The organism is Pseudodesulfovibrio senegalensis, from assembly GCF_008830225.1.
Classification (GTDB): Bacteria; Desulfobacterota; Desulfovibrionia; order Desulfovibrionales; family Desulfovibrionaceae; genus Pseudodesulfovibrio; species Pseudodesulfovibrio senegalensis.
Genome location: NZ_WAIE01000008.1, coordinates 90471 through 109173 on the forward strand (window position 1 = coordinate 90471; position 18703 = coordinate 109173).

At 62.4% G+C, this 18703-nt stretch carries 17 protein-coding genes; 12 read left to right on the top strand and 5 right to left on the bottom strand.

Annotated elements, in window-relative coordinates:
• Positions 1 to 90 precede the first annotated feature (90 nt).
• The 3 genes from F8A88_RS14545 to F8A88_RS14555 are packed head-to-tail and all read left to right on the top strand — an operon-like array spanning position 91 to position 3777.
• Positions 91 to 2499, top strand: a complete 2409-nt coding sequence (locus tag F8A88_RS14545; protein ID WP_194163293.1) for a Lon protease family protein — start codon at positions 91 to 93, stop codon at positions 2497 to 2499.
• A gap of 2 nt (positions 2500 to 2501) precedes the next feature.
• Entirely contained in the window at positions 2502 to 3269 is a 768-nt protein-coding gene (locus tag F8A88_RS14550; protein ID WP_151151906.1) for a hypothetical protein, read from the top strand.
• A 52-nt stretch (positions 3270 to 3321) separates the two neighbouring features.
• Positions 3322 to 3777 (top strand): LysM peptidoglycan-binding domain-containing protein, encoded by a 456-nt coding sequence (locus tag F8A88_RS14555; protein WP_151151907.1) that lies wholly within the window; start codon positions 3322 to 3324, stop codon positions 3775 to 3777.
• A gap of 429 nt (positions 3778 to 4206) precedes the next feature.
• Here the strand turns inward: F8A88_RS14555 and F8A88_RS14560 are convergent, their stop codons facing one another.
• From F8A88_RS14560 to F8A88_RS14570, 3 genes are read right to left on the bottom strand one after another with little or no spacing between them, the layout of a single operon-like run.
• Positions 4207 to 5373 (bottom strand): glycosyltransferase family protein, encoded by a 1167-nt coding sequence (locus F8A88_RS14560; protein WP_151151908.1) that lies wholly within the window; start codon positions 5371 to 5373, stop codon positions 4207 to 4209.
• 1 nt (position 5374) lies between these two features.
• Positions 5375 to 5977, bottom strand: a complete 603-nt coding sequence (locus F8A88_RS14565) for a histidine phosphatase family protein (protein WP_151151909.1) — start codon at positions 5975 to 5977, stop codon at positions 5375 to 5377.
• A complete protein-coding gene (locus F8A88_RS14570; RefSeq protein WP_151151910.1) occupies positions 5977 to 7107 on the bottom strand; it encodes a glycosyltransferase family 4 protein in 1131 nt (376 codons plus the stop codon). The genes F8A88_RS14565 and F8A88_RS14570 overlap by 1 nt, the downstream gene beginning before the upstream one ends.
• 251 nt (positions 7108 to 7358) lie before the next feature.
• Here F8A88_RS14570 and F8A88_RS14575 point away from each other — a divergent pair, with 251 nt between their 5' ends.
• The 5 genes from F8A88_RS14575 (at position 7359) to F8A88_RS14595 (ending at position 13720) form a co-directional block, all read left to right on the top strand.
• A complete protein-coding gene (locus tag F8A88_RS14575) occupies positions 7359 to 8561 on the top strand; it encodes an ammonium transporter (protein ID WP_151151911.1) in 1203 nt (400 codons plus the stop codon).
• A gap of 19 nt (positions 8562 to 8580) precedes the next feature.
• Positions 8581 to 8919, top strand: a complete 339-nt coding sequence (locus F8A88_RS14580; protein WP_151151912.1) for a P-II family nitrogen regulator — start codon at positions 8581 to 8583, stop codon at positions 8917 to 8919.
• Positions 8920 to 9074: 155 nt separating this feature from the next.
• Positions 9075 to 11711, top strand: a complete 2637-nt coding sequence (gene glnD / locus F8A88_RS14585; protein ID WP_151151913.1) for a [protein-PII] uridylyltransferase — start codon at positions 9075 to 9077, stop codon at positions 11709 to 11711.
• A gap of 78 nt (positions 11712 to 11789) precedes the next feature.
• Entirely contained in the window at positions 11790 to 12788 is a 999-nt protein-coding gene (locus F8A88_RS14590) for an asparaginase (RefSeq protein WP_151151914.1), read from the top strand.
• Positions 12789 to 12868: 80 nt separating this feature from the next.
• Positions 12869 to 13720, top strand: a complete 852-nt coding sequence (locus tag F8A88_RS14595; protein WP_151151915.1) for a hypothetical protein — start codon at positions 12869 to 12871, stop codon at positions 13718 to 13720.
• Between the two features lie 13 nt (positions 13721 to 13733).
• Here F8A88_RS14595 and F8A88_RS14600 read toward each other — a convergent pair whose 3' ends face one another.
• Positions 13734 to 14273 (bottom strand): AAA family ATPase, encoded by a 540-nt coding sequence (locus tag F8A88_RS14600; protein WP_151151916.1) that lies wholly within the window; start codon positions 14271 to 14273, stop codon positions 13734 to 13736.
• The gene (gene pnuC, locus F8A88_RS14605) at positions 14270 to 14893 is read right to left on the bottom strand and encodes a nicotinamide riboside transporter PnuC (RefSeq protein WP_151151917.1); all 624 of its coding nucleotides are present in this window, start codon (positions 14891 to 14893) and stop codon (positions 14270 to 14272) included. Before pnuC ends, F8A88_RS14600 begins: the two co-directional genes overlap by 4 nt.
• A gap of 175 nt (positions 14894 to 15068) precedes the next feature.
• On the opposite strand from pnuC, the gene F8A88_RS14610 reads away from it, so the two are divergent.
• The 4 genes from F8A88_RS14610 to F8A88_RS14625 all read left to right on the top strand — a co-directional run bounded on the left by F8A88_RS14610 (position 15069) and on the right by F8A88_RS14625 (position 17971).
• Complete coding sequence (locus tag F8A88_RS14610) at positions 15069 to 15923, top strand: NmrA family NAD(P)-binding protein (RefSeq protein ID WP_151151918.1); 855 nt, start codon at positions 15069 to 15071, stop codon at positions 15921 to 15923.
• Between the two features lie 10 nt (positions 15924 to 15933).
• A complete protein-coding gene (locus F8A88_RS14615) occupies positions 15934 to 16710 on the top strand; it encodes an HD-GYP domain-containing protein (RefSeq protein WP_151151919.1) in 777 nt (258 codons plus the stop codon).
• Positions 16711 to 16782: 72 nt separating this feature from the next.
• Complete coding sequence (locus F8A88_RS14620) at positions 16783 to 17139, top strand: cupin domain-containing protein (RefSeq protein ID WP_151151920.1); 357 nt, start codon at positions 16783 to 16785, stop codon at positions 17137 to 17139.
• A gap of 7 nt (positions 17140 to 17146) precedes the next feature.
• Positions 17147 to 17971 (top strand): helix-turn-helix domain-containing protein, encoded by an 825-nt coding sequence (locus F8A88_RS14625; protein WP_151151921.1) that lies wholly within the window; start codon positions 17147 to 17149, stop codon positions 17969 to 17971.
• Positions 17972 to 18703: the final 732 nt, after the last annotated feature.

Consider the following 18703-nt stretch of genomic DNA (forward strand, 5'->3'; position numbering starts at 1 on the left):
GCGGCCCCGCACGTAGTGACAATGCGGGCCAAAGCAGGTATTTCCCGTTGTTGAAGTGGATTGAAGAAAAACGGACCACATCGGTCACACATGGACGGTATTATATTGAAAAAATCACTTGATCCCGGAAAGTTGCGCGCATTCCTGAACCCGGAACGCGTGCCGTTCGAGAGCAGTGCGGACATTCCGACGCGGAGCAGCATGGACTCGTTCCAGCCCCGCGCCATACAGGCCCTGACCATGGCGCTGCGCCTCAAGGGCAACGAATACAACGTGTATGTGGCGGGCGAGCCCAACATGGGCCGCACCCATTTCGTGAAGGGCTTTCTGGAGCCGCGCGCGGCCAAGGCCCAAACCCCGCCGGACTGGGTCTACCTGCACAGCTTCGAGGACGGGGACCGGCCCTTTGCCGTGCCCATGCCCGCCGGCATGGGGCGCAAATTCCGCAACGAGCAGTCCCGCGCCTTTACCCGGCTCAAGGCCGAGCTGCCCCTGCGCTTTGAAAAGGACTCCTTCCAGAACAAGCACGAGCGCCTGATCCGCAAATACAACGCCCGGCGCGAAAAGGTCTTTTCCAAAATGGAGGAAATGGCCGCCAAAAAGGATTTCCACATCCGCTTCGACGAGGACGGCATCCTGACCCTGAGCCCGATCATCGACGGCGAAACCCTGGGCGACAAGGATTTCGACAAACTCAAGGCCGCCACCAAGAAGCAGCTCAAGAGCAAGGGCGAAAGCCTGCTGGACGATATGTCCGCGGATCTGCGGCGCATCAACAAGAACGAGCAGGACCTGCGCAAGAGCGAAGAGGAACTGCACAAGGAAACCGCCCGGGCCGTGCTCCGGGAATTCCACGGCCCGGTGCGCGAAAAATTCGCCGGGGTGGAAGGGCTCAAGGAATATTTCGATCGCCTGGAAAACGAGGTGGTGGAAAACTACGACATGTTCCTGCCCCGCGAGGCCAGCATCCTCGGCACAACGGACCATTCGGGCGAAAGCTTCGTGGCCCGTTTCGAGGTCAACCTGTTCGTGGACAATGCCAAATGCACGGGTGCGCCCGTGGTCATGGAAGACCACCCCACCATGTTCAACCTGTTGGGCAGCATCGAGCGCGAATCCGAAATGGGCGCCATGTACACGGACCACACCCTGATCAAGGCCGGAGCCATTCACAAGGCCAACCACGGCTATCTGGTGCTCAACGTGGAGGACCTGCTCTCCAATCCCTCGTCGTGGGAAGGGCTGCTGCGCGCCCTGCGTGCGGGACAGGCCCGCATCGAAGACCCGGTGGAGCCGGATCAGGTGCGCGCCCGCACCATCGAACCCGCGCCCATTCCCCTTGAGCTGCGCGTGCTGCTCATCGGCACGGACGAGCACTACGAGGCCCTGCTCTACAGCGACGACCGCTTTGCGAAGTATTTCAAGCTCAAGGCCCATCTTCAGGCCTGGGCCGAGCGCAACGCCGCCAACATCCGCAAATACCTTTCGGTGGTGGGCCGCATCGCCCGCGAATCGCAATGCCTGCCCTTTGACCGCAGCGCGCTGGCCGGGCTGGTGGATTTCGGCTCCCGGCTGGTGGAAGACCAGAAACGCCTGTCCCTGTATTTTCCGCTGGTGCGCGAGCGCATGATCGAGGCCTCGGTGCTGGCAGAAATGAACGGCCGCGAATCCGTGGACGCGGCCATGCTGGAACAGGCCATCCGCGCCCGGGACTTCCGCTCCAACCTCTACGAAGAGGAATTCATGGCCGACTATGACCGCGAGGTCATCAAGGTCTCAACCGGCGGTCAGGCCGTGGGACAGGTCAACGGCCTTTCCGTGACCCTGTTCGGCGACTACGAATTCGGCCTGCCGCACCGCATCGCCTGCACCGTGGGCGTGGGCCACGGCGGCATCCTCGACCTTGAGCGCGAGGCCCAGCTGGGCGGTCCCATCCACACCAAGGCCATGATGATTCTCAAAAGCTACCTGCTGGCCAGCTTTGCCCAGGACAAACCCATCGTGCTCACCGGCTCGCTGTGCTTCGAGCAGAGCTACGCGGGCATCGAGGGCGATTCCGCGTCCGGCGCCGAGCTGGTGGCCCTGCTTTCCGCGCTGGCCGACGCTCCCGTGAACCTCGGCTACGCCTTTACCGGGGCCGTGAGCCAGAGCGGGGCGGTCATGGCCGTGGGCGGGGTGACCCGCAAGATCGAAGGATTTTTCCAGGTCTGCCGCCGCCGGGGACTGACCGGCAAGCAGGGTGTGCTCATCCCGCACGACAACGTGGTCAACCTCATGCTCAGCGACGACATCCTGCAGGCCGTGGAACAGGGACTTTTCCGCATCTTCCCGGTGCGCACCATCGAGGAGGCCGTGGAAATCCTGACCGGAATACGCGCAGGCAAACGGGGCAAGTCCGGGCAATTCCCGCTGGGAAGCCTGTACCGCCGCGTGGATACGCGGCTGGCCGAACTGGCCCGGCTGGCCGAGACCTGCCACACCAGAAAGGGCGGAGCATAGCCATGTCCCGATGGATTCGCTCCAAGCTGCCGGAATTCGTCCGCGACCTGTTCCGCAACTTCTGCCAGGCGTCGCTGGCCCTGGAGGAGCAGTTCCGCCTGTTCGACAAGGATGGCAGCGTGGACTTCGGGGTGCTCAAGAACCTTGTGGGCGATGAAATGAACAAGGGGCTTTTGTGGCGCATGAAGGACACCGCGCACCACGTGTTCCGCAACGATCCGGACAACCCGCTGGCCGGGCAGTTTCTGGACTGGGCCATGGGCTACATCTTCCACGAGACATTCAAGCTCAAGGAAGACGCCTACCAGAAACAGAACTACGCGCCGTGGTTCCACGAACTTTTCGGTGCGGATCTGGCTCCTTCGGAAAAGGATATTTCCGACCAGCTGGGACAGATTCTGACCCAGACCGAGGAAAGCATGCACCGGGAAATCGAACGTATCCGGTTTATTATCGCCAAATGCCGCCAACTGCTGCCCTACTACCTGACGCGGCACCGGGACAACCCGCTGCTGGCCCGGTTCATCTACGCCAGAAACGACATGGTTCGCTCTGTTTTCAACAGTGATTACAGAATGTTGATAGATGCCATATACAGCGGCGAACCAGAGCGCATGTATGTGCTGGCCAGCCGCAGTCTGCGCGAAGGCGGATGGGTGGACGAAGCGCAAAATGCCATACAGGAAGCGTTGCGATTGGAACCACAAAGCAGATTGGTGTTGCAAGAAAAGAAAATAATTGATAATTGGGCATCTAGAATAGATACCTGATTCGGAAATTTATGGTCTGTTGAACTATACAAATTTGAGGAGGCCGTTGATCATGAAAAAGCTGACATTGCTTGCAATCGCCATGTGCGTGATGCTCGCCTGGGGCTGTTCCAAGAAGGTTCAGTCCGAGCCCGAAGTCGTTGTTGTGGAAGAAACCGAAACCACTGTGGTTTCCGATCCCATGGAACTCTACAAGGCCGAGTACGATGCTCTGCCCGTAAACCACACCGTCACCAAGGGTGAATGCCTGTGGTGGATTTCCGAGTACAAGCACATCTACAACGACCCGTTCATGTGGCCCCTGATCTACAAGGCCAACCGTGACCAGATCAAGAACCCCGACCTGATCTACCCGGGTCAGCAGTTCGAGATCCCCCGCTACGGTTTCAATCTTGACGAAGTCAAGGCCGCACGCAAGGAAGCCGGTGCTTCCTGGCAGGCTCTGGAGCCGAGCGCAGACGCGGTCATCCCCGCTGAAATGCGCGCCGCCATGGGCTACAGCTTCTAACGGCCGCAGCAAGAAAGACCATATTGAGACCCCGTCGTGTGGCGGGGTCTTTTTTTTGTGTGAATTGAAGGGGGGAGAGACGGCGTTGCATGTCGCCTCCGGCGGGCAGGGCGCTGCCCTGCACCCGCAAGGAACACGTCCCTTGACCCTTTTCTGCCGAACCATGTTGCGGATGTTACGGCGGATGGGGTCAAAATAAGAGCTTAACTTTTTTGCAAGCGGCCCGGTCAGCGATACTGACCGGGCCGCTTGTCTTTGGTCGAAGATGAATACCTTAAAAAAATATACATATTGTTTTTTATTTCATTCACACGTCTCGCATTCGCAGAATGCGAGACAAATCAGGGCGGGCAAGGGTCGTGACCCTTGCCCGCCGGAGGCGAAATCATCCATCCAAAAGCCGCCACAGGCGGCATCCCCTGCTTTTTTTTATTCGGACAGATTTTCGAGAATGCGCGCGGTGTTGACGGCTCCATCCAAATCCACGCCGTGCGCTTGATTTTTTCGGCCCAACCGCCCGGCCATGAGGCCGGCGAGGCGTGCGGGGTCAAGGGTGGCCGGGTCCAGCACGGTCAGTGCGCCGCGCTCCTGCAAGCGTTCGGCGCGCATGCGCTGCTCGCGGTTCTGGTCAAAAGGCATGACCAACCCGTGCACGCCCGCGCCCAGCAGATTCATGGTGGTATTGTACCCGGCAAGGCTCACGGACAGTGACGCGGCCGAAAGATAGGCGGGAAAACGGTCGGTAAAAATGCGCACCGTGGCATGGTCCATGGCCTCGGCCGATGCCCGAAGCCGGTGCGCATCATCGGGCGGGGCATAGGGTCCGGTGAACATGGCCAGCCGGTGCGGATGCTCGGAAAAAAACAACGCCGATGCCGCAAGCGTGACGTGCAGCAATTCCTGCCCCACGCTGCCGCCCCCGGCGCTGGCCACCACCAAGGGCAGGCCGTCCAGTTGCAGCTCGTGGCGCAGGGCTTCACCGGCCTGCGGGTCCGGGCGCGGGGTCACGTACCCGGTGTAATCCACGGGAATGGTGATATCCCGCGCGGCCGGAAAGGTCTCCTCCAGCCGCACCAGATTCGGGTCCGCATGCACCAGAAGCCGATCGAACAGGGGATTGAGCACCCCGAGCACCCGTTTTTCAAACGTGGACTGCTCTTTTTTCTCCACCAGAATGTCGCGCAGGCTGCAGGCCACCCGGCACGGCCCGAACCGGCCTTGGCGTGCCGCTTCCAGCACGGGCACAAGCTCGAACCCGAACTTCTTGCGGCCGAACGGAAACAACTCCACCAAAAACACATCGGGCCGCAACCGTTCCATGTGCTCCATGAGCAGGGCCTTGCGTCGCTCCAGCAGGGCGTCCACATCCATGTTTTCGTCAACGCCCGCCCCCACGGGAATGAAGCGGCTGAAATCCTCGCTCATCATCAGCCCGGGCAGCTGCAGGCGCTTGGCATGGGGCGGCAGGTCCAGATCGACCTCGGCCCCGCCGGTGATGAAGAAAACCTCGTGGCCGGCAAGGGCGCGCACGATCTCAAGGCTGCGGAACAGGTGCCCCACCCCCAGGACGTGCTGGCTGTAAAAAGCGATGCGCATCTCAGAATTCCATGTCCAGCTTGAAGGCGTTGAGTGTCGCTTCCCGGCACAGCAGCTCATGCCGACGGTAATCCTTGCTGATGGGCGATTTTTCGTCCGGAGTGTATTGCATGCCCATCAAGTCGTAGGCCAGCGCGCGCAACACACCGTTGTGGGTGACCACCAGCGTGTATTGCCCGGGGTTGCGTGTGGCAGAGGCCTGCAGAGCCGCCCGGCTGCGTTCCAGCACCTCGGCACGCGATTCGCCGCCCGGAGGACAAAAACCGAAGCCCAGTGCCTCCTGTTCGGCCACCTGCTCACGCATGGCGCGCAGGTCGTCCACGGCCAGTCCTGTCCAGTCGCCCCAGTTCTGCTCGCGCAAACGCGGGTCCACTTCAAGGGGCAGGCCCAGAATCTCGTTGATGATTTCGGCCGTGCGGTAGGCGCGGGAAAGGTCGCTGCACAGGATGCGGTCATACCCCTTGTCCACCAGCGCATTGCCCCATTGACGGGCCATGACCCCTCCCTGGGGAGCCAGGGGAATGTCGGTCTGCCCCTGAATGCGGCGGAGGATGTTCCACTCGGTGCGCGCATGGCGAATCAGCGTCAGAAATGTATCTGTCATCAAAGCTCTCCTTTGGCCGTGCGTTCCGCGGCCTGCGCCACGATCCGTTCCATGGTTCCTGCCATTTCGCGGTACGCTCCGGGCAGGGCGTGGTTTTCCCGCACGTAAAGCGGGGCCCTGCGCGCCATGGCCGCGCGCCTTTGCGGGTCAAGGGCCAGTTCTTTCACGGCATGGCAAAACGCGTCCTGCTCCGCCGCGCAGATGATGCCGGACCCGCCGAGCTCCACCACCTGCGGCGCGCCCTCATGGTCCGTGGCCACCACCGGCAGACCGCAGGCCTGCGCTTCCAGATAGACCATGCCGATGCTCTCCTCGATGCCGGGAAAGGCAAACAGGTCCGCGGCGCTGTAGATTTCCGCCAGCCGCCCGCGCGAAATCTGCCCGGTGAACAGGACGTCCACGCCCATGGCACGGGCCTCGTCCCGCAACTGCGGCATTTCCGAACCGCCGCCCGCCACCACCGTGAGCGCGTCCACGCCGTGCTCGGCCAGTGCGGCAGCCGCACGGAGCACCCAGCGTACGCCATCCGCCTTGACCCCGGGCCGCATCATGGCCGCAGTGCAGAGCACGAACCGTTCGTCCGCGTTCCACTCGCTGCGCAGCTGCTTTCTGGCCTCGGCATGGCGCACAAAGCCGTTGGTGCGGAAACCGGGCCGAACACGGCTGAAACGTTCGGGCGGCAGGAGCCATCCGGCAGTGCGGTAATACGGCTCCTTGTTGCAGAACACATGCCCGGCACTGAGCATGGCCCGCCTGTTGAGCCAATAACCGGCCATTGTCTTCATGCGTTTGCCCCTTTTGGGTGCATATGACGCGGAAAACAGAAAATAGGGCAGTGCCAATGTGTTGCAGATGGCCGGGCCGAACACGTCCGGAACCTTGTAATAGGAATTATAGGTCAAAACGCAGTCCGCGCTACGCGCCTGTTCGGTCATGCGGGAAAGCGCCTTCAGGGCCGGACGCCAGCGCCACGGCTTCCAGTATATCCACTTGGCCGGGAAATGTTCCAGCACGCACACGTCGTGGCCCAGCTCCCGCAGGGAAAGAACCAGATCCTGCGCAATGACCACGTCCCCGGAAGGGCGGGCATTGTCCAGCGGTTTGAACGGCGTGCAGAAGGCGATGCGCATGGTGCTCCGAAGATTGCGGTTTCGACCTGTTGTTCATGAATCATTTGGCCCCGATGGGCAAGCTCGACCCCGGCGGCCGCTCCGGGGTGATGCACCGACCACCTTCTCGGCTATTAATTACATTTTTGTATTTTTTAACAAAAAAATGGCAAAAATGTAAAAGCAATTTCCTACAAAAAAGAAGAAAGTCAGGAATATCGCCACAATTATTTTGGCATCGGCTTTGCAAACAGTGTTGCCGGAGGTTTTCAATGAACGCAACAGATAATGCCTTTATTCTGATCTGCTCGGCCCTGGTCATGTTCATGACCCCGGGGCTGGCGCTCTTTTACGGCGGGTTGGTACGCAACAAAAACGTGCTCTCCACTGTCATGCACAGTTTCGCCCTGCTGGGGCTCGCTTCCATCGTCTGGGCCGTTGTCGGCTATTCCCTGTCCTTTGGCACGGACATCGGCGGGCTGATCGGCGGGCTGGACTTCGCTTTCCTGAACAACGTGGGACCGGGCGTGGAAAATTCCCCGGCCGGAAACCTGCCCCACCTGACCTTCATGATCTTCCAGTGCATGTTCGCGGTCATCACGCCCGCGCTCATTTCCGGGGCCTTTGCCGAACGCATCAAGTTTTCCGGGTTCATGATTTTTTCCGCCCTGTGGATCATCCTCGTGTACGCTCCCATGTGCCATTGGGTCTGGGGCGGCGGCTGGATGGGTGAAATGGGCGCGCTGGACTTTGCGGGCGGCGCCGTGGTGCACATGAGCTCGGCCGCGGCCGCGCTGGCCTGCGCCATGCTGCTGGGCAAACGCAAGGGGCATGGCCGTGAGGCTTTCATTCCCCACAACCTGCCCATGACCATCCTCGGAGCCGGCATCCTCTGGTTCGGCTGGTTCGGATTCAACGCCGGGTCCGCACTGGCTGCGGACGGGCTGGCCGCCAACGCCTTCGTGACCACGCACATGGCCACGGCCGCAGGCCTGTTAAGCTGGATCGCCGCGGAATGGGTGCACGGCGGCAAGGCCACCACTCTGGGCGCGGCTTCGGGCGCGGTCGCCGGGCTTGTGGCCATCACTCCGGCAGCGGGCTTCGTGACCCCCATGCCCGCCATCATCATCGGGCTGGGCGCGGGCGTGATCTGCTACGGCGGCATCATGCTCAAGAACCGCTTCGGCTACGACGACGCGCTGGACGTGGTGGGCATCCACGGCGTGGGCGGCACCTGGGGCGCACTGGCCACGGGCATCTTCGCCAGCATCGGCGCGGAAGGACTGCTCGCGGGCAATGCCCTCCAGCTGTGGGTCCAGTTCGTTTCCGTGGTCGCCACCTGGGTCTTCTGCTTCGTCATGACCGTGATCATCTTCAAGGTCGTGAACGCCATGGTGGGCATGCGAGCCACCGACGAAGACGAGGTCCGGGGCCTGGACGTTTCGCAACACAGCGAAACAGGCTATCAGATTTAGTATTCAAGGAGTCACACCAATGAAGAAAATAGAAGTGATCACCCGCACGTTCAAGCTGGACGACGTCAAGGCCGCACTGACCGAGCTTGGCATCAAGGGCATGACCGTGACCGAGGTCAAGGGCTTCGGCCGTCAGGGCGGGCACAAGGAAGTGTATCGCGGCGCCGAGTATCAGGTGGATTTCGTGCCCAAGGTCAAGATCGAACTTGTGGTTCAGGACGAACGCGTTCCCGAACTGGTGAATGCCGTGCGCGACGCGGCCTTTACCGGCAACGTGGGCGACGGCAAGATTTTCGTTTCTCCCATGGACGAGGTGGTGCGCATCCGCACCGGCGAGACCGGAGACGAAGCTATTTGACCGGGGAGTCCGGTCAATAGGATGGGCATTCCTTCACGGCCCGCACAGTGCTGGCCGTCCATCCGAAACACCCCCCACTCTTTGACGGGTCGCGGCATCCTCGCGTCGCGGCCCGTCAAATCTCCCCGCACGGCGGACGTACAAACGGAAACGGCATGGAACAACGAGCGCACCCACTGGAATTGCCGCAATCGGCGCACACATACAGGAAACAGCGCGACGCCCTGACCTCGGGCGACTCCTGTTCACATGCCCTTGTGGACGCCCTGGCCCACGCCACGGACACCTATTTCACCCAGCGAATCAGGGAGTTGCAGGACGACGCCGAATTTTCCGGCCTTTTTTCGCCCCATCCGCACGTGTTGCTGGCCGTGGGCGGCTACGGGCGCAGGGAACTCTGTCCCGGCTCGGACATCGACCTTGTGCTGGTCTTCGAAAAAACCATCCCGGAATCAGCCGGGGATTTCGTTCGGGCCGTGGTCTACCCGCTCTGGGATCTGCGGCTGGACGTTGGCCACGGCGTGCGCACCGTGGCGGATTGCGTGAGCCTCTCGCGCAAGGACCCGGCCGTGCTGGCCTCCCTGTTGGACGCGCGCCCCCTTGCCGGGGATGCCTCGGTGTTCAAACGCCTGCAGGACAAATTCCTTTCCATGGTCCGCAAACGCAGTTCCGGGTTCACGGACTGGCTGCATGAGGAAAACAAGCGGCGCGAAGCCCGGTTCGGGGACGCGGGCGGACGGCTGGAACCGCAACTCAAGAACGGGCTGGGCGGTCTGCGCGACGTGAACCAGATCATGTGGCTTTCACAACTGGGCGACGCGAATATCCCCGGGCCGTTCCTGCCCCATGAGCTGGCCGCCCTGCGCGAGGACAACCGCTTCCTGCTGCGGGTGCGCTCGGCCCTGCACCTCTCCGCGGGCCGCAAGCTGGACACGCTGGCCTTTGACCTGCAACCCGGCGTGGCCCGCCTGCTGGGCTACCTGCCCGGCGACGCCACGCCGCAGGGTGCGGGCAGGGCCGTTGAATTCTTCCTTTCCCGCCTGCACCGGGCCATGAACCGCATTCTGGCCATGCGCGAAGCCCTGTTCCGGGAAGTGCTGGGACGTGCTTCTGCAAGCCGGTCGGCCCGCGACACGCCGATCCCCGGCGCGGACAATTTGCTGGCCGGTCCCGAAGGGCTGCGCTTTGCCGAGGCCGAAAACGTCACCCCGGAACAGGCGTTGAACCTTTTCCGGGTCTGGGCGGAAACCGGGCAGGCCCCGCAATGGAGCGCGCGCAGGCTGGTGACCGAAAAGGCCGGTCAATGGGGACAAAAACTGGCCGAAGAACCGCAAACCCTCAGCACCCTTTTGAACATATTTCTGGCCGGGCACGGCCCAGCAGCAAGTAAAGGCCTGGCGCAAACCGGCCTGCTGGCCGTGCTTGTGCCGGAGTTTGGCGCGGTGCGTCATCTGGTGCAGTTCAACGACTACCACGTACACCCCGTGGGACGGCACACGCTGGAAACCGTGGCGGCCGTGGCCGCGTTCCTGCGCCAACAGGACAATGACTTCCATGAACCGGCACGCGGCCTGTGCCATGCCGAACGGCTGGTGCTGGCGGCCCTGTTCCACGATCTGGGCAAGGAGCAGCCCGACCACGGCAAAGCGGGCGAGGCCATCGTACGCACGGTGCTGGCCCGGTACGGGCGGCCTCAGGACGAAATCGACGAGGTGGCCTTTCTGGTTAGGCACCATCTGCTCATTCCGGCCACGGCCACGCGCCGGGACCTCAGCGACGAGGCCGTGGTGGCACGGGTGGCTTCACTGGCGGACAGCGAACAACGCCTTGACGCCCTGTACCTGCTGAGCGTGGCCGACAGCATGGCCACCGGGCCGCGCGCATGGAACAACTGGACCGCATCCCTGTTTGCGGAGCTGTACACCAAGGCCCGTGAGTACCTGCAGAGCGGCTACCTGGGCCACCCCCTGCAATCCGAGCACATGGTCACCATCTGGCAAAAGGCCTCGGAGCTGGCTTCGGAATCCATGCCCGTATCCCGGGCCGAATCCATGCTGGAAAGCATGCCCCCGCGCGCGTTTTTCGCGCTCTCGCCCGAGACTCTGGTGCGGCACATGCATATTCGACAACGGCTGGAACGTGATCTTGAACAGGACAGAATCCGCAAGCCCGGCCACATGGCGGGCAAGGGCGTGAACGTGGTGGACGTGACGCCTTCCGGCGTGCCGGGCTGTTTCGAGGTGACCATAGCGGCGCAGGACAGGCCCGGCCTGTTCGCCACCTTTGCCGGGACGCTGGCCCTGCACAATCTGGACATCCTGTCCGCGGACATCTTCACGTGGTCGGACAACACGGCCATGGACGTGTTCACCGTGGCCGAACCGGGTCCGGGCAACGGCGTGACCGGCGACGAACTCTGGGCGCGGGTGGGCCGCAGCATCATGTACGCCCTGACCGGCAGGCTGAACCTTGCCTCACGCCTCGAGGACAAGCGCAATTCCCTGCTCGGCAAACGGATTTCGGCGCCAAAACTGGCCCCGGTGGTCAACGTGAACAACGAGGCCAGCCATTATCATACCGTGGTCGAGGCGGCCGGGCCGGACCGCAAGGGCCTGCTGCACGACCTGGCCCGGGTGCTGGGCGATTTCGACCTTGGCGTGGCTCTGGCGCGCATCACCACCATGGGCGGGCAGGCCGCGGACGTGTTCCACGTGCTGGGTGCGGACGGACGCAAGCTGGCCCCGGAACACAGCCAGGACCTGCGCAAGGCCCTGCTCAAAGCCTTCGACTAGATATTTTCCCGTCCTTTTTCTTGCCTTTTGAGTGGGTCTTTGCCACATCTGCCCCACCAGCAGTGGAGGTAATCTCGCATGAACACCATGAACAAGTGCGGCGAAGTGGTCGTCTTTTTCACGGGCGGCACCATCGGCATGAGCCCGGCGGAGGGCACGCACGGCGTCGCCCCGGGCGGCAATTTCGACAACCTGCTCAACCAGTTGGCCCCGCAGCCCGAGGGCATCCGGCTGCGGCCCGTGCAATGGTCGGACAAGCCCAGCCCGCACATGACGCCCGAGGACATGTTCCGGCTGAGCCGGGACATTCAGACCGCGCTGGACGAGGACAAGGTGCTCGGGGCCGTGGTGCTGCACGGAACCGACGTGCTGGCCGAATCCGCCTACATGGCCGACCTCGTGGTGCAATCGCCCAAGCCCGTGCTCTTTACCGGCTCCATGCGCTACTATTCCGAATCCGGCTACGACGGCCTGCGCAACCTCATCAACGCGGTGCGCGCCGTGCTGCTGCCCCTGCCCGCCGGAACCGGATCCTGCGTACTCATGACCGACCGCATCTTTCCGGCCCGCGAAGCCGTCAAGGTCAATTCCCTGAACGTGGACGCCTTCGAATCACGCGAGGCCGGGGTCATCGGCTATGTGGCCGGAGAATCCGTGGTGCTGGCCGGATGCCCGCAATCCGCAAAGCCGGGCCTGAAGATCGATACCGACCGCATCGAACCGTCCGTGGTGCTGCTAGCCGGCTACACGGGCATGGACTCCGGGCTGCTGGACCATGTGCGCGAACAGGGCGCGCGCGGCGTGGTGGTGGAAGGATTCGGCGCGGGCAACGTGCCGCCGAACATGGTTCCGGGCATCGAGCGCTGCATGGAGGCGGGGATTCCGGTTGTGCTGGCCACCCGCTGCATCGAGGGCGGGGTCTGGCCCATCTACGGCTATCCGGGCGGCGGTGCCGACCTTGCGGACAAGGGCGTGCTGCTCTGCGGACGGCTGGGAGGCCCGAAAGCGCGCATCAAGCTCATGCTGGCGCTCGGAGCAGGGCTGCACGGCAAGGAGTTGCAACACATTTTCGATTGATTGCGCAAAAAACCGCACAGCGTTGACGATAATCTTCCGGTTGTTTATGGGACAATCAACCACAATCCGAGGAGATCGCCATGCGCACCGCCGTTTTCGCTTCCGTCTGCCTGCTTTTGCTGACCGGGCTTGCCCCGTTGCCGGTCCATGCCGCCCAACCCGTGGACATCATCTTCCTGCACCATTCCACGGGCGAGGGCGTCTACAACCAAGGCGATGTCCCCGAATGGTTCGACGCCTACAACACGGCCCACGGAACCCAGTACAACATCACGGAACGGGGTTACCCCAACAGCCCCTATGCATGGAAGAACTATCCCTACGACTATTGGTACCTGTGGGTGGACGGCCATTGCGACCCGTCCCAACCCGGCATCGATTGCCTTGACTCCCTGGCCGCCGATTACGACATGATCATCCTCAAGCACTGCTATCCGGGCGCCGACATCCGGGCGGATTCCGGAACCCCGGACGTGACCTCGGAAACCAAGACCATCGGCAACTACAAGCTCCAGTACCGCGCCCTGCGGGCGCTCATGGACACCTACCCGGACACCATGTTCATGTTCTGGACGCTTGCGCCCCGGCACCGGCTGGCCACCAGCGCAGACAACGCGGCCCGCGCCGCCGAGTTCGCGGACTGGGTCAACAACGACTTTCTGACCGAAGACGGCCAGCCCCATCCCAACATCTTCATCTACGATTTCTACGGCATCGTGGCCGAAAGCGACCCCAACCCGGCGCAGGGCGAGGTCAACTGCCTCAAATATGATTTTGAAAAAAGCCATACGGGCAGCGACTCCCACCCCAACACGCTGGCCAACGAGACAGCCGGGCCGATCTTCTCGCAGACCATTGTGGACGCCATAGAAGAATTCACGGCCAATACCGGCGCACTCGTTCCCGTGGTCAGCTCGCTGCTGCTGCAGTAAAAGCGGGAGAGAATCAGGCCGAAAGCAACCGGTCCACGATGCCCATGGCCGTGGCCATCCGCTGCGCAAGCGAGCCGCGCACACGAGTGTGCGCGAACCCGCGCCGATCCAGTTCGGACGCAAACAGGCCGTGCATGTGTTCGCGCTGTTCCGGGCGGTCGCGCTGGCCATCCGCCCGCCATGGAACGTCGATGTGGCAGAGCAGGTAATGCGTGCGGGGCCGCGACGCAAGAATGGCTTCGATGCGCTGAGGACACGATCCGAAATAGTGGTTGGCATAGATCACGGAGCTGAGCGCATCCGTATCGCAGATCAGGGGATTGCTGCCGCGTTGTTCAAGCAGGGTTTCGCGCTGCAGTTGGCCCTCGGCAATGGGCACGGTGTCGTCTATGCAGAGCCTGCCGCCCGCCTTTTCGAAATACTCACGCAGATATTCCCGGGCAAAGCCCACGCCGTAGTGCTCGGCCAAGGCCTTGGCCAGCGTGGATTTGCCCGTGCATTCCGACCCGGTCAGCACGATGCGCACCGGGGCATCGGCCCTGCGCTCGATCATGCCACGGCCTCGCCGCGCTCCATGCTGCGCCGCCAGCTCACGAACCCGGCCACGGCCATGACCGTGTAAATGCCCATGAGCACGGAATAGCCGGGCCAGCCCTTGGCAATGTAGATGCCCACGTACATGGCGTCCGCAATGACCCACAGCACCCAGTTTTCCAGATACTTTTTGGCCAGCAGGTATTGAGCCATGAGGCTGAGCACCGTGGTCACGGTGTCCCACCACGGAAAGGACGCGTGCAGCACATGCTGGGACACCAAACCCAGCGGTACCGTGGCCGCAAGCCCCAATCCGCACAGCCATGCCCACAGGCGCGCCGAAACCCGCCGCACGGGCAGGGGCGTGCTGTCTGCGCCGCCGCGCAGCCATTGGTACCAGCCGTAAAAACCCAGCACCACGTAGACCAGTTGCAAAAAGGCGTCCATGTACAGCCTGCCCGCGAACACGATGACCATCCACACGGCCACGCTGACGATGCCGAAGGGCCAGCAAAGCGGATTCTGCCGTACGCTGAGCACGATGTAGATGAGTCCTGTCAGGGTGGAGACCTTTTCGCCCCAGCCCATGGCCGCGATGAAGTCGGCCACGAATCCGGCGGCGCTGGCGAGCATGTCCATGAACACGATCCTTGTTCGGGTTGCACTGTTTTTTTCGGCTGATAGCCAAGCCTTGCCCGGCTGTAAAGGCAAAAGGCCGCCTTTGGCAGGCATGCGATGAAAAATGCAACAACCCGTTGAGTTCGCGGCCCAGAAGCACTAGAGTGTCCGGTAAACGATCACTCAGGGGTGTTTCATGAAGATATTCGTAACGGATGCCGCGACTCTGGCAGGAGCGGCCATTGTGGAGGAATTGTCCGGCCGGGGACATGACGTGGTTGCCGCCGTGCCTGCCGGGACCGGGCAAACCGTGCCGGGCGCAACCGTCAAGGAAGTGGACACGCTGGACCAGCAGGCCATGGCCGACGCCATGCAGGGCTGCGAAACCATGATCGTGGCCGTGCCTTTGACGCAGGACATGAAAAAGATCGGCAACGCCGCGGTCAAGGCTGCTGCGGAAACCGGCATCCAGCATATTGTCAGCGTCTCCTGCGCGGGCGCGTCCTTTGACGCCCACTGGCGGCTGGGCCGGGAATACGGATTCGTGGACCTCATCGCCGAGGAATCCGGCATTCCCTTTACCGTGCTGCGGCCCAACGTCTTCATGCAGGAAATCGTCAATGACCACGAAACGGCCATTCGCGAGCAGTCCCTGCTCTCCCTGCCCCACGGCAAGGCGCAGGTCAGCTTCATGGACGCGCGCGACCTTGGCCTGTGTGTGCACGCCGTGCTGGAGGCAATGGACGAGCACGCGGGCAAGACCTACGCGCTGACCGGTCCGGAACCTCTTTCCGGCACGGAACTGGCCGATCTGCTGGGCAACGCCGCAGGCAAGCCGGTGCGCTGGGAAGAACAGCCCGAGGCCGCCTATTCGCAGGCACTGAGCAAAGCGGGCGCAAGCGACTGGGTGGTGGAAATGCTGGTCAGCCGGGCGCGCATCATCCGGCGCGACATGGCCTGGAACGCCACGGGCGCGGTCAAGTACCTGACCGGGCAGCCGCCGCGGGCCTTTGCGGACTTTGCGCGGGAAAACGCGGACAGACTCCGGTAGGAAACGAGCCATGGACAGAAAGACCGCGGACAAACGGCTCATGCGCATCATTCAGCAGATTGCCGCAGGCAACTATTCCGACGAGATCATGGAACTGACCGGCCCGGAATACCCGGCCAACGTGCAGGAGCTGGCCGAGGCCGTGGGCATGATGATGGTCAAGATCGAGGCCAGGGAATTCCACCTCGAACAGCTTCTGGAGCGCATCAAGGAAAACTCGCTCAAGACAGTGACATCCATCGCCGTGGCTCTGGGCCGCCGCGACGAGTATACCGAAGGCCACGGCGAACGCGTGGGCATATACAGCGAACGCCTTGCCCGGCGCATGGGCCTGTCCTCTCAGGACGTGGAGGATGTCCGCGTGGCCGGAATCCTGCACGACATCGGCAAGATCGGATTCAGCGACCGCATGTTCTGCGGCGAGGACACGGCCATGAGCGAGGCCATGATGCTGGAAATCCGCAGCCATCCGCAATGGGGCCACGACATTCTTTCCGGGCTGGACTACCTCGGCCCGGTGCTGGACTACGTGTACGCCCACCATGAGCGGCTGGACGGCCGGGGCTATCCGCGCGGGCTGGAAGCCGACCAGATTCCCATGGGGGCGCGCATCCTTGCCGTGGCCGACTGCTTTGACGCCATGACCACGGACCGCCCCTACCAGCGCGGCCGCCCGGCGGAAGAGGCCCTGTCCATACTCGGGTCCATGGCCGAATCCGGAGCGCTGGACCCGGACGCGGTGGAAGCCTTCATGGAAGACATCGAGGAACACGGCATGGCCGACTGAAAAAGAGCAGGATCGTCCAATCCCTTTTCGCGCTCATGGGGCAGACTCCGCAAAAAAACGGAGGATACCTTCATGAGCGCTTCCATTTTCACGCATCTGGACGACAACCATCCCGGCCCGTGGAATCCGCATCCCGCCTTCACGGGCGTTTCCCTCAAGGCCACGCTGTGCGGCGCGGACACGAACAACGCCTTTTCCGCGCATCTGGTGCGTATTGATCCGGGCTGCGTCATCGGCATGCATACCCACGAAACCCAGTGCGAGCTGCACGAAGTGGCCGAGGGCTCGGGCCAGTGCGTGCTGGCGGGCGAGGTTCTGGACTATGCTCCGGGCGTGAGTGCGGTCATGCCCGTGGGCGCGGCACACGAAGTCCGGGCCGGGAAAAACGGCCTGAAGATTCTCGCCAAGTTCGTGCCGCCTCTGGTATAGGGGGCCAATGCAGCAAAAATACAAGGACGGACTCAATTACATGCGTGTCCCGGCCCTGCCCGGCGTGGGGCTGGTGCACGCGGAAAGCGTGAGCCGCGGCGTTTCGCGCCATGCGCACGATTCGCTCTGCTTCGGCGCGGTGCTGGCTGGCAGCCGGGATTTTCTTTCCGGCGACGAGCACACCACCGTGCGCACCGGACAGGTCATGGCCATCAACCCGCAGGAGGTGCACGCCTGCGGCATGGAAGGGCCATGCTCCTACGTCATGTTCAGCGTGGAGCCGGACGCGCTGGCCCGTGCCCTGCGCTCCATGGATCTGCCCGACCACCCCCTGCCCAGAATACGGGACATGGTCATCAACGACCCCAAGCTCTACGGCATGATCGCCCGGCTGGCGGAAATCACCCTGCGCCACGGCGACCCGCTGGAATCGCAGACCCTGTATCTGGACATCCTCTCCCGGCTGCTGGACGAACACGCGGACATCCCGCCCGCGCCCATGAGCGACGAGCCCGAAGCCGTGACCCGGGCGCGCGCCTTTCTCAACGCCAACTTTGCCCAGCCCATATCGCTCGACGAGCTGGCCCGGCAGGCCGGGTTGAGCCCGTTCCACCTCAGCCGCATGTTCACGGCACGGGTGGGGCTGCCCCCGCACGAATATCAGGTTTCGCGCCGGGTGCGACGCGCCAAGAAGATGCTGGCCGACGGAGAACCTGCCGCGCAGGTGGCCGCGGAATGCGGCTTTGCGGACCAGAGCCACCTCTCGCGCGCGTTCAAGCGCATCATGGGCATGACGCCGGGGCAGTATGCGCAGGCCCATTTATCGCGCTGACGCGCGGCCGTACACCGTAAAAGCACATTTATTAAAAATTCCGCTTTGCCCGCAACATCCCGCGAGTCATCAGGCCCTGCGGACGCATTTGATTGCCGCACAATCCCGACTGACTTTTCCCGTTTGTCCGAGTGTCGACCGGAATCGAGCCATCTTATGGCTCGGTGCAATGTGTCGCTGTCCGACTGCGCGTCAGTGCAACCCAAAGACTGAAAGGCTTCTCAATTTCGTTGTTGTGCTGACGCACAATAAAACACTGCAAAAGCTCCTTTATTGAAGGTTTCGCCCTTCAGGGCGACCTTCTTTTTTTGCTGGCGCAGAAAAAAAGAAGGCAAAAAGCTGCGCTTGACCCGCAACATCCCGCGTTCCCTCTTGGCAAGTGCCGCAAACCTTCGCTTCGGGCCGAGCCGTGCTCGGCTGATCCTCCGCTCGCTTGAGCGGCACTACGCCTCGTGGGTTTGAGCGGGGTTCGGGGAAAATCAATAGGCTGACCGACGAACAGCCAACAAACCAGCGAACCCAGCGGGCGCATTTGATTGCCGCACAATCCCGACGGCCTTTTCCCGTTTGTCCGAGTGTCGACTGGAATCGAGCCATCTTATGGCTCGGTGCTATAAAGCATGCACGAGGACGGTGACGGAAAATTTCAGGAAATCAGCGAGATACTTCAAAAGGCCGACGCTTGAATTGGTTCGTGGGGAGGAAGAGGAGGGTAGGTCGCAGGAAGGGAGG